This window comes from Streptomyces sp. NPDC007162 (assembly GCF_040634175.1).
Classification (GTDB): domain Bacteria; phylum Actinomycetota; class Actinomycetes; order Streptomycetales; family Streptomycetaceae; genus Streptomyces.
Map to the genome: position 1 here is coordinate 1 of NZ_JBEYFC010000241.1, position 12942 is coordinate 12942.

General features: G+C 70.7%; 12 protein-coding genes and 1 pseudogene. 8 read left to right on the top strand and 5 right to left on the bottom strand.

Annotation, left to right across the window (positions count from 1 at the left end; translation table 11 throughout):
* Positions 1–898, bottom strand: an 898-nt coding sequence (locus tag ABZ646_RS25960) for a LacI family DNA-binding transcriptional regulator (protein WP_360523446.1), incomplete at its 3' end; no start/stop codon positions are given.
* A 155-nt stretch (positions 899–1053) separates the two neighbouring features.
* Positions 1054–1971, bottom strand: coding sequence for a homocysteine S-methyltransferase (gene mmuM, locus ABZ646_RS25965; protein WP_360523449.1), 918 nt, complete (start codon positions 1969–1971; stop codon positions 1054–1056).
* 186 nt (positions 1972–2157) lie between these two features.
* On the opposite strand from mmuM, the gene ABZ646_RS25970 reads away from it, so the two are divergent.
* On the top strand, positions 2158–2580 hold the full coding sequence (locus ABZ646_RS25970; RefSeq protein WP_360523452.1) for a hypothetical protein: 423 nt from the start codon (positions 2158–2160) through the stop codon (positions 2578–2580).
* Here the strand turns inward: ABZ646_RS25970 and ABZ646_RS25975 are convergent.
* Positions 2559–3338 carry a helix-turn-helix transcriptional regulator gene (locus ABZ646_RS25975; RefSeq protein WP_360523455.1) on the bottom strand — a complete coding sequence of 260 codons (780 nt, stop codon included), beginning with the start codon at positions 3336–3338 and terminating at the stop codon, positions 2559–2561. The two genes, ABZ646_RS25970 and ABZ646_RS25975, sit on opposite strands and share 22 nt — an antisense overlap.
* Positions 3339–3424: 86 nt before the next feature.
* Between ABZ646_RS25975 and ABZ646_RS25980 the strand changes: the two genes are divergently transcribed.
* The 7 genes and pseudogenes from ABZ646_RS25980 to ABZ646_RS26010 all read left to right on the top strand — a co-directional run bounded on the left by ABZ646_RS25980 (position 3425) and on the right by ABZ646_RS26010 (position 11523).
* Positions 3425–4396 carry an LLM class flavin-dependent oxidoreductase gene (locus ABZ646_RS25980; protein ID WP_360523458.1) on the top strand — a complete coding sequence of 324 codons (972 nt, stop codon included), beginning with the start codon at positions 3425–3427 and terminating at the stop codon, positions 4394–4396.
* A gap of 214 nt (positions 4397–4610) precedes the next feature.
* Entirely contained in the window at positions 4611–6020 is a 1410-nt protein-coding gene (locus ABZ646_RS25985) for an RICIN domain-containing protein (RefSeq protein ID WP_360523461.1), read from the top strand.
* 61 nt (positions 6021–6081) lie between these two features.
* Positions 6082–6192: pseudogene (locus ABZ646_RS25990) on the top strand (ATP-binding protein); the annotation flags it as partial.
* Between the two features lie 391 nt (positions 6193–6583).
* Positions 6584–9868 (top strand): nitrate- and nitrite sensing domain-containing protein, encoded by a 3285-nt coding sequence (locus ABZ646_RS25995; protein WP_360523464.1) that lies wholly within the window; start codon positions 6584–6586, stop codon positions 9866–9868.
* Positions 9869–9878: 10 nt separating this feature from the next.
* A complete protein-coding gene (locus ABZ646_RS26000; protein ID WP_046729253.1) occupies positions 9879–10292 on the top strand; it encodes a roadblock/LC7 domain-containing protein in 414 nt (137 codons plus the stop codon).
* Positions 10293–10388: 96 nt separating this feature from the next.
* Positions 10389–10961 carry a DUF742 domain-containing protein gene (locus ABZ646_RS26005; RefSeq protein WP_360523467.1) on the top strand — a complete coding sequence of 191 codons (573 nt, stop codon included), beginning with the start codon at positions 10389–10391 and terminating at the stop codon, positions 10959–10961.
* Positions 10942–11523, top strand: coding sequence for an ATP/GTP-binding protein (locus ABZ646_RS26010; protein ID WP_046729246.1), 582 nt, complete (start codon positions 10942–10944; stop codon positions 11521–11523). The genes ABZ646_RS26005 and ABZ646_RS26010 overlap by 20 nt, the downstream gene beginning before the upstream one ends.
* A gap of 173 nt (positions 11524–11696) precedes the next feature.
* Here the strand turns inward: ABZ646_RS26010 and ABZ646_RS26015 are convergent, their stop codons facing one another.
* Together ABZ646_RS26015 and ABZ646_RS26020 are read right to left on the bottom strand one after the other, a co-directional pair.
* Positions 11697–11897 (bottom strand): acyl-CoA carboxylase subunit epsilon, encoded by a 201-nt coding sequence (locus ABZ646_RS26015; protein ID WP_046729245.1) that lies wholly within the window; start codon positions 11895–11897, stop codon positions 11697–11699.
* A gap of 35 nt (positions 11898–11932) precedes the next feature.
* Positions 11933–12942 (bottom strand): carboxyl transferase domain-containing protein (locus ABZ646_RS26020; RefSeq protein WP_360523470.1); only part of this gene is annotated, 1010 nt, incomplete at its 5' end.

The window sequence follows — 12942 nt, forward strand, 5'->3', positions numbered from 1 at the left end:
GCCCTGTGACGAAACGGTGAACTTCGGTGCGGTGACCTACGAGACGGTGGGCGGCGGGTCCTACCGCCTCGTGCAGGGCGGTCAGCGCACCCGCCGCCACCATGTCGGTGGCGGCGACCACCGCGCTGAACTCCAGTCCCGCGGCGCGGGCCTGCCGGATCAGCCGGTGCCCGGAGTCCCGGGTGAAGTCGCCGTGCAGCAGCAGCGCGGGGTCGGGCTCCAGACCCCGGGCACGATGAGCGGCCAGGTAGCCGCGCTCCCGGCCCAGCGCCGTCGTGTGGTCGGGCTTCCCGCCGAGGAACAGCACCCGCCGATGACCCTGCGCCAGCACATGCGCGACCAGGGCGTAGGCGCCGCCCTCGTTGTCGTACTCGATGACCGTGACCGGCGCGCCGGGACCGAGCGGCGGCCGTCCGCACAGCACCAGCCGGGATCCGGCCGACGCCAGCGAGTCGGCGATCCGGCGGGTGCGCTCCCGGTACTCGGGGGTGTCCGCGGCCCCGCCCACCAGGATCACGGCGGCGGCCCGCTGGGCGCGCATCATCTCGATGAACTCCAGCTCGCGCCGCACGTCGCCGTCGGTACTGCACACCAGCGACAGATGCCCGAGCCGTGCCGCCTCCCGCTCCACCCCGTGCGCCATGTGCGCGAACGAGGGCCCGGTGATGTCCTCCAGCACGAAGGCGAGCGTGGGCGTACCGGCCCCGGCGATCGCCTTGGCGCGGGCGTCGGCGACGTAGTCCATCTCCCGCACGGCCCGCAGCACCCGGCTCCGGGCGGCGGCACTGACGGGATAGTCACCGGCGAGCACCCGCGACACGGTGGAGGCGGACACCCCGGCACGGGCGGCGACATCACGAATGGTGCTCCGCCCGGCTTCCCCGCTTCTTCTGGTCAAGCCCACCCCCCGGCAACCGGTTCCCGACGGGACCTTAGCGCCCCGTGAGGGGCGCGGGACAGTGCTGATTCGCGGCTCCGCCGCGTGGGCGCGACCAGCCCGACAGGCCTTGAGCCGCCCACGTACAGGGCTCGGCACGGCGTCTGGGCCGCCGCTCACACCACCCCCGCGATCCCCGCGATCCCCTCCGGCCCCACCCGACAGCACCCCCCGATCAGCCGGGCCCCCGCCTCCCGCCACCCCGCGACCTGCTCCGCCCCGAACGTCGTCGGCCCCGTCCACGCCCGAGCCCGCGCGTCCCACACCTCACCGCTGTTGGGATACACGACCACCGGCTTCCCGGTCACCCGCGCGGCCACCTCCACCGCCCCCGGCACGTCCTCGGGCGCACAGCAGTTCACGCCCACCGCGATCACCTCGTCCACGTCGGCGGCCAGGGCGAACGCCTCCTCCAGCGGCTGTCCCGCCCGCGTCCGTCCCCCCGCCACGCTGTACGAGAGCCACGCCGGCACCCCCAGCCCCCGTACCGCCCGCAGCAGCGCCGCCGCCTCGTCGGCGTCCGGCACGGTCTCCAGCGCGAACACGTCCGGCCCCGCCCCGGCCAGCACCTCCAGGCGCGGCCGGTGGAACGCCTCCAACTCGTCGACGCCCAGCCCGTACCGCCCCCGGTACTCGGAGCCGTCGGCGAGCATCGCCCCGTACGGCCCGACCGACGCGGCCACCCACAGCGGCCGTACGATCCCCTCGGCGCGCGCCCGCCGCACCGCGTCCCGCCCCAGCTCCACGCTGAGCGCGAGCAGCCGGGCGGCCTCCTCCCGGGGGATCCCGCGCCTGCCGAAACCCTCGAACGTGGCCTGGTAGCTGGCGGTGATCGCGACGTCGGCGCCCGCCCTGAAGTACGCGAGATGCGCGTCACGGACCGCGTCCGGACGGTCGGCCAGCAGCCGCGCCGACCACAGTTCGTCGCTCAGGTCATGGCCCGCGGACGCCAGCTGGTTGGACATGCCGCCGTCGAGCACGACCGTCCCGGCGGCGAGGGCGTCGGCGAGGCTGGGGGAGTTGTCGCTGCTCATACCCCGACGCTAGCCGACCCCGCGCCGGACACCCGATCGTGTCCGGTCCGCGAACAGCTCGCCCACGACACGGACGCGGATCCTCGGCGCCCCGACACCGACCCCCGTTCCCCACAGGGAATTGGCGGTCCAGGTCACGCGCCGCAGGATCTGCTGCGAAGCGACCTTCCCGCCGAGGAGCCACCCATGATCGAGATCGACGCACAGCACCTGGCCGACCGCTACATGGCCCAGTGGGTCGTACCGGACGCCGTCGAACGCCGCAGGGTCGTCGAGCGGCTGTGGGCCGAGGACGCCACGCACATCCTTCAGCCGCCCGCGGACATCCGGGAGACCGCCGCGGCACTCGGCTTCGACCACACGACTCTGGAGGCCCAGGGACACGATGCCATCGAGACCCGGGTGGCACGCACCCACGAGCGGTTCGTCGAGAAGCGAGGACTCACCTTCAGGGCACGTGCCGACGCCGTGCGCCTGCACGGTGTGGTCACCTTCGGCTGGGAGGCGGTCTCCGCCGCGACCGGCGACGTCGTCGGCGGGGGCCTCGAGTTCCGCGTGCTCGACACCGACGGCCGGATCAAGGCCGACTACATGTTCCCGGGTGCCTGACCCGCGCCGGTCGGGGCAGTGGACCCGGCGGCTGCCGAGAGCGCCTCGGCCGTCGCCGGGTCGGCCGGCAGGAACGCCTCCAGCTTCAGCTCGGCGAGCGTGACGTCGACGGCGGTGGCGAAGGTCGTCACGGTCGTCATCAGGCGCAGCTCGCCGTACGAGGACCGCAGGCGGAGCGGGACCGCGAAACCCAGGAGCCCGGCGGACGGCTCGAGCGGGGGGACGTACCCGGTGAGTTCCGTGCGCAACTCCGGCAGGTGAGCCAGCCGGGCCAGGATGTGGCGGGCCCATTCGGCGAGGTTGAGGATGCGCGGTGCCAGGCCGTCGGGATGCAGCGCCAGGCGGTAGACGTTCGTGCCCGGTCCGACGAGTTCGGGGGCGGCGCCCTCGGTGACCAGGGCGAAGGCGGTGTTCGCGGCGACCAGGTCGCCGCGCCGGTCCACCACCAGTGCCGGATAGGGCCGGTACCCGCGCAGGATGTGGTCGATCGCCGTCCGCACGGGGGCCAGCACCGGGTCCTCGAGTGGGCTCTCGGGGTAGACGGGCGCGTACCCGGCGGCCAGCAGCAGGTCGTTGCGCTCCCTGAGGGGCAGTTCCAGCGACTCGGCCAGCCGCACGACCATGTTCCGGCCGGGGACGGACCTGCCGGACTCGATGAAGCTGAGGTGCCGCTGGGTGGTGCCCGCCCGCAGCGCCAGATCGAGCTGGCTGAGGTGACGGCGGATACGGCGTTCGCGAAGCGCACGGGGGAAGTCCACCGGCCTGTTGTAGCGGCGGCCGAGGGTCCCCGGCCATTCCCCGCGGGGAATTGTCGGCGGCCGAGGCGGTCGTGAACCTCTGGGGCATGGACATCGGTGTACTGCTTCCGACCGGAACCGCCCAGTGGGGCGCCGGCGACGACCCTCGTGACCTGGTCGCCTTCGGCCGCCACGCCGAACACGCCGGCTTCTCCTCGCTCTTCGTCAACGATTCCCTGATCAGCCCCCGGATCGAGGCCCTCACCATGCTGGCCGCGCTTGCCCCGGTGACCGGGACCGCGACGCTGGGCACAGCCGCACTGCTGCCGTTTCTGCGGCGGCCGGTACAGGCCGCCCAGGCCCTCGCGTCGATCGACCTGCTCTCCGGCGGCCGGCTCACCGTGGCTGTCGGCGCCGGGTTTCCCGGCCGGTTCGGGCGGCCCCTCTACGCGCTGTCCGAGCTGCCGTGGGAGCGGCGCTTCGCCCGCCTGGACGAGACGGTCGCGCTGTGGCGGGCCCTGTGGGAGGGGGCCGACGCCTTCCACGGCGAGATCCTCCGCTTCGACGGCATCCCGCCCACGACCAGGCCCGCTCGTCCCGCGGGTCCGCCCGTCTGGCTCGGCGGCGCCGGCCCCGCCGCGCTGGCCCGAACGGGCCGGATGTACGACGGATGGCTGCCCTATCCGCCCGTCGCGCAGGAGTACGCGTCCGGTCTCCGCGAAGTCCGCCGAGCGGCGGCCGACGCGGGCCGCGCGGCCGGGGACATCACCCCCGCACTGTTCGTCTCGGTACGGATCGACGACGCCGACAACGGCCGTCCGGCACTGGACGCCTACGCACGGGCCACCTACGGCATGCCGCTGTCCGAACTGGAGACGATCCAGGCGGTGGTCACCGGTACCGCCGACCAGGTGCTCGAACGCCTGGGCCGGTACGTCGCCGCCGGCGCCCGGCACCTCGTCGTACGTCTCGGCGCCCTGGGCCTGCGCTCCCAGCGCGACCAGCTCGAACGCGTCGCGGACCTGATCCCCGCCCTTCGGCAGGCGGGGGCCGCGCCCGAGCCCGGGAAGGCCCCGTAGCCCATGGTCAGGCCGCGTGCCGACCGCCCCTGCCGTGCTTCCGCTTCCGGGTGCGCAGGCCTGACGCGGCGAGGGCGCAATAGCAGGAATTCGGGAGAGAACCGCCGCGCCGGCGACCGCGTGGAAATCGCTTTCCCCCTTGTCTCGTCAGACCCGTTGACCTGCCGGTGACACACCCTTACCTTTTCGGCGATCACAACGAAGGAGAGCACCGATGAGACGTGCGTACGCGGTCCTGCTGTCCCTCTGCCTGGCGGTGATCGGCGCCCTGGCCACCGCCGGTCCCGCCGCGGCCGCCGCCCAGACCGTCACCAACGGCACCCAGTTCACCGACACCTCGGGGAACATCGTGCACGCCCACGGCGGCGGGGTCGTCAAGGTCGGCTCGTACTACTACTGGTTCGGCGAGGACCGCAACTCCGACAACACCTTCAAGTCCGTGGACGCCTACCGTTCCACCGACCTGAAGACCTGGGAGTTCCGGGGCCACGTCCTCACCCAGTCCTCCGCCACCGAGCTCGGCACCGCCTACATCGAACGCCCGAAGGTCATCTACAACGCCTCCACCGGCAAGTTCGTGATGTGGATGCACAAGGAGAACGGCGTCGACTACAGCGAGGCCCGTGCCGCCGTCGCCGTCTCCGACACCGTCGACGGCACCTACACCTACCAGGGCAGCTTCCGGCCGCTCGGCCAGTACATGTCCCGGGACCTCACCACGTACGTGGACACCGACGGCACGGCCTACATGGTCTCGGCCGCGAACGAGAACGCCGACCTGCAGATCTACAGGCTCACCGCCGACTACACCGGCATCGACAGCCTGGTCGCCAACCCCTGGGCCGGCGCCAGCCGGGAGGCCCCGGCGCTCTTCAAGCGGGGCGGCGTCTACTTCATGCTGACCTCGGCGGCCACCGGCTGGAGCCCCAACCAGCAGAAGTACGCCACCGCCACCTCGCTCGCCGGACCCTGGACCTCCTGGACGAACGTCGGCGACTCCACGGCGTACGGATCCCAGACCGCCTACGTCCTGCCGGTCAGCGGCACCTCGGGGACCTCGTACCTCTACATGGGCGACCGCTGGGGCAACTCCTTCGGCGGTACCGTCAACGACTCGCGTTACGTCTGGCTGCCGTTGACCTTCCCGACGTCCACCTCGATGTCGATGTCCTGGTACCCGGAGGTGTCCGTCGACACGGCCGCCGGCACCGTCAGCGGCACCGGTGCCACGTACAACACCCTGGTCGCGCGGCACAGCGGCAAGTGCGCCGACGTCCCCGACCAGTCCCTCCGGGAAGGCGTCGCGATCAGTCAGTACACCTGCAACAGCGGCACCAACCAGAAGTGGTGGTTCAAGGACCTGGGCACCGGCTACTACGAGCTCATGGGCCGCGGCAGTTCGCTCTGCCTCCAGGAGGGCTCGACCGCCGTCACGCAGGAGGACTGCACCGGCGCCACCACCCAGCAGTGGTCGGTCGTGACCTCCGGCTCCTACGTCAACATCAAGGCCCGTACGAGCGGGGAGTGCCTGGACGTGAGCGGCGCGTCCACCGCCAACTCGGCCGCGATCATCACGTACACGTGCAACAGCGGTACCAACCAGCAGTGGACGCGCGGCAGCTGACAGAACCTTCTGGGCCGTGTGGTTCGCGGCCTGGGAGTCGGTGAGCCGCGGGCGAACACCAAAGATCGGGCCGGACGCGCCCATCATCACGACCGACGCCCGACACCGGGCCGACGCGAAGAGCGCGCTGATCACACTGGTCGAGCACGCGCTCATGGCCCGGCTGCGGTAGCGGCCAGGCGTACCCAAAGCAGACGTGATGTACGGCAGTTGCCGTACGGAAACCGGAGCCGGCTGTGGCCTTTGACACGGTCGGCTCCGGTGTTCATAACGTTTCGGCAGAGGAATCCGGTGGTATCGCCACGCGTCGCGGTCACGCGGTACCGCTGCGCGCACGACAGCCCCGCCTTTTGGCGGGGCTCGCTCTTTATGACCGTTTTATCTGGGGCTTACATCAGCGCACTCCGGCGGTTTCCACTGTTTGGAACTGCGCCGGGCCCCGTGCTGGAATGCCTGAACTGCCTAATAGTCAAAGACGTACTGAGTAGTGGTCTGTGACACACCGGGCTCTGAGAGACTGCGGCACGACGACAGGTGCCCGCCGCCGAGAGGTTGTTGGTCGAGTGAGGCGAAGCAAGAACGGTCCCGAGCCGTCGGCACGGGGCAACTTCACCCCGCCGCCGCGCGCTGCGGCGCCCACCCCTGTGCCAGCCGCGGAACCACCGGCCGCGCCCCCGAAGAGCGGCGGCCGCTTCTCCCCGCGGAACTGGCGTGTGCCGACCAGGCTGAACGCGATCCTGCTCATACCCGTGGTCGTCGGCCTGGTCATGGGCGGTTTCCAGGTGAAGAGCTCCATCGACACCTGGCAGCAGGCCCGCGACGCGGAGAACACCGCCCGCCTGGTCCGCGCCGCCCTGACCTACGGCGACGCCCTCTACAACGAGCGTGACGTCAGCGCGGCGCCGATCCTGCTGGACAAGAACAAGCAGGTCGTCACCGACGCGCGGCAGCGGACCGACAAGGCCGCCGACGCCTTCGACGCGGCCGCGCAGAACATGCCGCAGAAACCCGGCCTGGAACGCCGTCTGAAACTGTTCCGGGAGGCCGAGCCGCAGCTCACCGACCTCCGCGCCGCCGCGTACACCACCAGGCTCACCGGCGTGAAGACCGAAGAGGGATACACCCAGATCGCCCACCCGCTGATGGAGTTCGCCAACGAACTCGGTCTGGGCACCGGAAACATCACCTCCTACGGCCGTACCGTCTACGCCATCTCGCTCACCAAGGCGGCGCTGTCGCTGGAGCGCTCGATCGGTATGCACCTGCTGGTCAAGCCGGGACCGGACGCCGGCAACCTGGCCTCCCAGCGGGTCGCCCTCTCCTCGTACGCCTATCTGGAGGGCATCGCCGTCGAGGAGTACGTCGGCGGTGGCACCGAGGCCGACGCGCAGAAGCTGACCGACCTCGAGCAGAAGATCAAGACCGACGGCGCGGCCATGGTCCAGCAGGCCAAGGCGAAGGACCCGAAATACGTGGCCCCGCCGTCCAGCACCACCACGATGGTCTCGGCGCTGGCGACGCTCCAGGACACCAACCCCCTCACCCGGCAGGCGCTGGCGGCCAAGGGCATCACCGCCGAGAACTGGTGGGCGGTGAACACCCTCAAGTACAGCGCCTACCGCACGATCGAGTCGGACATGGCCGACAAGGCGGTGAGCGAGGCGTCCGGCATCGCCGACGACGCCAAGACCTCCGCGTTCATCACCGGTGCCGCGGTCGTGGTCGCCCTGCTCGCCGCGTTCATCCTGGCCGGCATGGTGGCGCGCCAGATGTCCCGCTCGATGCGCCAGCTGCGCAACGCCGCCTTCGGCATCGCCGAGCAGCGCCTGCCGATGCTGGTCGACCAGCTCTCCCGCACCGACCCCGGCCGGGTCGACACCCGGGTGGCACCGATCCCGATCACCTCGACCGACGAGATCGGCGAAGTCGCCCGCGCCTTCGACCAGGTCCACCGCGAGGCCGTGCGGCTCGCCGCCGAGCAGGCCCTGCTGCGGGGCAACATCAACGCGATCTTCACCAACCTGTCGCGCCGCAACCAGTCGCTGATCGAGGGCCAGCTGACCCTGATCACCGACCTGGAGAACAACGAGGCCGACCCGGACCAGCTGGAGAACCTGTTCCGGCTGGACCACCTCGCGACCCGTATGCGCCGCAACGGCGAGAACCTCCTGGTCCTCGCCGGCGAGGAGCCGGGCCGCCGCTGGGACCAGCCGGTCCCGCTGGTCGACGTGCTGCGCGCCGCCTCCTCCGAGGTGGAGCAGTACGAGCGCATCGAGCTGTCCGGCGTCCCGGAGGCCGAGATCCACGGCCGCGCGGTCACCGACCTCGTGCACCTGCTCGCCGAGCTCCTGGAGAACGCCACCACGTTCTCCTCCCCGCAGACCAAGGTCCGCGTCACCGCGACCCGGCTGCCCGACGGCCGCATCATGATCGAGATCCACGACAAGGGCATCGGCCTCACCGCCGAGGACTTCGCGGACATCAACCACAAGCTGGCCAACCCGCCGACCGTGGACGCCGCGATCTCGCAGCGCATGGGCCTGTTCGTGGTCGGCCGGCTCTCCGACCGGCACGGCATCCGGGTCCAGCTGCGCCCCTCGGGCGAGCAGGCCGGCACCACCTCGCTGGTCATGCTGCCGGACGCGATCACGCACGGCGGTGGTGGCGAACAGCCGCTGGAGCGCGACGAGTTCACGGTCTCGCAGATCATCCCCGAGCAGCAGTTCCAGGGTGAGAGCTTCCAGCAGCCGCAGCTCCAGCCGATGCGCACCGCGGCCGAACTCGGCTTCGACGACAGCCGCTACGTGGAAGTCCCCGACGACATCCGCGACCTGGACCCCGTCGGCCGCTCCCTGATGCGCGAGGAGCGCCGTGCGGCCCTGGAGGCCCAGGCGCAGCCCCCGCAGGCCGCACAGCTGCCGGGAGCCCCGCAGGAGACCGCCGAGATACCGGCGTACACCGACGAGTTCGACAGCGGCCGGCAGGGCTACGACACCGGCGGTACGGGATTCCAGGAGCAGCCCACGGGCTACGACGCGCAGCCGTCGTACCAGGAGCAGTCGCAGAGCCCGTACGACGAGCAGTTCTACACGCAGGGCGGCGGCCTGCCGCAGCAGCACGACCCGTTCTCGCCCGAGGCGTTCCCGTCGGGCGGCGGCTACCCGGAGCCCGCGTATCCGGAGCCGGTCCAGGAGGAGCCCGCGGCCGCCGAGGCCGCCGCCCCCGAGGCGTTCGGGACCTTCCGCGAACGGGACTACCAGGACGACTGGCCGCAGCAGGACGGTTACCAGAACGGCTACCCGGCCCAGTACGCTCCCGAAGCGGAATCGGCGCAGGCCGGTGACGTGGACGAGCAGAACCGCGTAGGCTTCGACCGTCCGGGAGCGGCTCCCGCCGCCGGACACCAGATGACCGACGCCGGACTGCCCCGCCGGGGATCCACGGGCGGCGGCACGAGCGGCGCGAACGGCACGAGCCCCGCGCAGCAGGCTCCGGCACCGACTGCTCAGGCGGCCCCGGCCGCGACGCCGACCGGCGAAAGCGACTGGCGGTCGCAGAACGACGAGCGCTGGCAGCAGGCCTCGGCGCTGCGCAAGCCCAAGGCGGGCGGGGTCACCTCCTCCGGCCTGCCGAGGCGGGTACCCAAGGCCAACCTGGTCGAGGGAGCCGCCGCGAGCACCCCTCAGGGAGGCCCACAGGTCTCCCGCGCCCCGGAGGACGTCCGGGGCAGGCTGAGCAACCTGCGTCGAGGCGTCCAGCGTGGACGCAGCGCAGGCAGTGAAACGAACGGCCAGGCCACTAGAAATCACCACAGTGGTCCTGACAGCACCTACAACCAGGAGCGTTAGTGTGAGCCCGATGAGCCAGGCGGCACAGAACCTGAACTGGTTGATCACCAACTTCGTGGACAACACCCCGGGGGTGTCCCACACGGTGGTGGTCTCCGCCGACGGACTCCTTCTGGCGATGTCCGAAGGCTTCCCCCGCGACCGCGCCGACCAGCTCGCGGCCGTCGCCTCCGGTCTGACGTCCCTGACGGCAGGCGCGTCCCGGATCTTCGAGGGCGGCAGCGTGAATCAGACGGTTGTGGAGATGGAGCGGGGGTTCATGTTCATCATGTCCATTTCCGATGGCTCCTCGCTGGCGGTTCTGGCCCACCCCGAGGCCGACATCGGCCTGGTTGGGTACGAGATGGCCCTTTTGGTCGACCGCGCAGGCACGGTTCTTACCCCGGATCTGCGTGCGGAACTCCAGGGAAGCCTTCTCAACTAATAGTCAGACGGTGCGTTTTGGCGTCCCGGGGCCGTAAGGTTTCGGGACGCGGCTCCACAGGGATGGGTGCCCGGCACGGTCGGAGGAGGAGAGAGAGTGGCAACACCCCCAGGCGGTTCGAATAACGGCAACTGGCCGTACGGTCCTGCGCAGGGCCAGGGCGGCGACGGTTCCGCGAACCGGTACAACTTCCCCTCCACGCCGAGCCACCGGCAGCCGTACGCGCCGCAGGGCCCCGGTCCGTCCCCGTACGACCAGCCGCCGGCGCCGCGCATCCAGCCGGTACAGCCGCAGCGCCGCCCCGACGCGGCGCCGGCCTCCGGCTCGAACAACCCCTTGGTGCGTCCGTACGCCATGACCGGTGGCCGGACCCGCCCGCGGTACCAGCTCGCCATCGAGGCACTGGTGCACACCACCGCGCAGCCGCACCAGATGCAGGGCCAACTGCCCGAGCATCAGCGGATCTGCAACCTCTGCCGGGAGATCAAGTCGGTGGCCGAGGTCTCGGCCCTGCTGTCGATCCCACTCGGCGTGGCCAGGATCCTCGTCGCCGACTTGGCGGAGGCGGGCCTGGTCGCCATTCATCAGCCCGGCGGCGACGAGAGCGCCGGCGGCCAGCCAGACGTGACACTGCTCGAAAGGGTGCTCAGTGGACTTCGCAAGCTCTAGCGGCGGTCCTTCCCGCTCCACCACCTCCGCGAAGATCGTGGTGGCGGGCGGCTTCGGCGTGGGCAAGACCACGTTCGTCGGCGCCGTCTCGGAGATCAATCCGCTGCGCACAGAGGCCGTGATGACGTCCGCGTCTGCCGGCATCGACGACCTCACCCACACCGGGGACAAGACGACCACCACGGTCGCCATGGACTTCGGCCGTATCACCCTGGACCAGGACCTGATCCTGTACCTGTTCGGCACCCCCGGCCAGGACCGCTTCTGGTTCATGTGGGACGACCTGGTACGCGGCGCCATCGGCGCGATCGTGCTGGTCGACACCCGTCGCCTCGCCGACTGCTTCCCCGCGGTCGACTACTTCGAGAACAGCGGCCTGCCGTTCGTGATCGCCCTCAACGGGTTCGACGGGAACCAGCCGTACAACCCGGAGGAGGTGCGCGAGGCGCTCCAGATCGGGCCGGACACGCCGATCATCACGACGGACGCGAGGCATCGTGCCGATGCGAAGTCGGCGCTGATCACCCTGGTCGAGCACGCTCTGATGGCTCGGCTGCGGTAGGTTCCGGCCACCGGGTTGCCACGACCGGTCGCACGCCGACTGCGGGTGGATCGCCGGGCCCTTCTTCGGAAGGGCCCGAACTTGTTGCCACACCGGGCCGGCGCCGACCGCCCTCGGCGCATACGGAGAAGGGCCCCTCTCGCTCGAGAGGGGCCCTTCTCCGTACGTACTTGTCAGCCGTGCCAGCTGTGGGGGGCGCGGAAGCCGTTCTCGCGCTCCAGGCGGCGCCAGCCCGCCTTGGCGCGGCCTCGGTGGGTCTGCTCGGTGTCGGCGGTCGGCCGGGCGGCCGCGCGGGCCAGGAGGACCGCCGTGATGGCGGCGACTTCCTCCGGGTCGGCATTGCCCTTCTCGACGCGGATGTCAGGCACGTTCATGGGTGTCAGTCTCCGTGAGAGAGGTTTCCGCAGGATTACTGCGGGGGGTTGCCGTGCTTACGGGACGGCAGGTCGGCGTGCTTGGTGTGCAGCATCGCCAGCGACCTGGCGAGCACCTCGCGGGTCTCGGCCGGGTCGATGACGTCGTCGACCAGGCCGCGTTCGGCCGCGTAGTAGGGGTGCATGAGCTCGGCCTTGTACTCCTTGACCATCTTCTGCCGCATGGCCTCGGGGTCCTCGGCGGAGGCGATCTGCCGGCGGAAGATCACGTTGGCCGCGCCCTCGGCGCCCATGACCGCGATCTCGTTCGTCGGCCAGGCGTACGTCAGGTCGGCACCGATCGACTGGGAGTCCATGACGATGTAAGCACCTCCGTACGCCTTGCGCAGGATCAGGGAGATCCGGGGAACGGTCGCGTTGCAGTAGGCGTAGAGCAGCTTCGCGCCGTGCCGGATGATCCCGCCGTGCTCCTGGTCGACACCGGGGAGGAAGCCCGGTACGTCCAGGAAGGTGACGATCGGAACATTGAAAGCGTCACACATCTGAACAAAGCGCGCAGCTTTTTCGCTCGCCTCGATGTCCAGGACGCCCGCCAGCACCTGCGGTTGGTTGGCGACGACGCCCACCACCTGGCCGTCGATCCGGGCCAGCGCGCAGATGATGTTCCGCGCCCAGCGCTCGTGGACCTCCAGGTACTCGCCGTCGTCGACGATCTCCTCGATGACCTTGGTCATGTCGTACGGCCGGTTGCCGTCGGCGGGGACCAGGTCGAGGAGGACGTCGGAGCGGCGGTCGACGGGGTCCGTGGAATCGGCGCGCGGCGGGTTCTCGCGGTTGTTCTGCGGGAGCAGGGAGAGGAGGTACCGCACCTCGGCGATGCAGGTCTCCTCGTCGTCGTAGGCGAAGTGGCAGACGCCGGAGGTCTCCGCGTGGACGTCGGCGCCGCCGAGGCCGTTCTGGGTGATCTCCTCGCCGGTGACCGCCTTGACGACGTCCGGGCCGGTGATGAACATCTGCGAGGTCTCGCGGACCATGAAGACGAAGT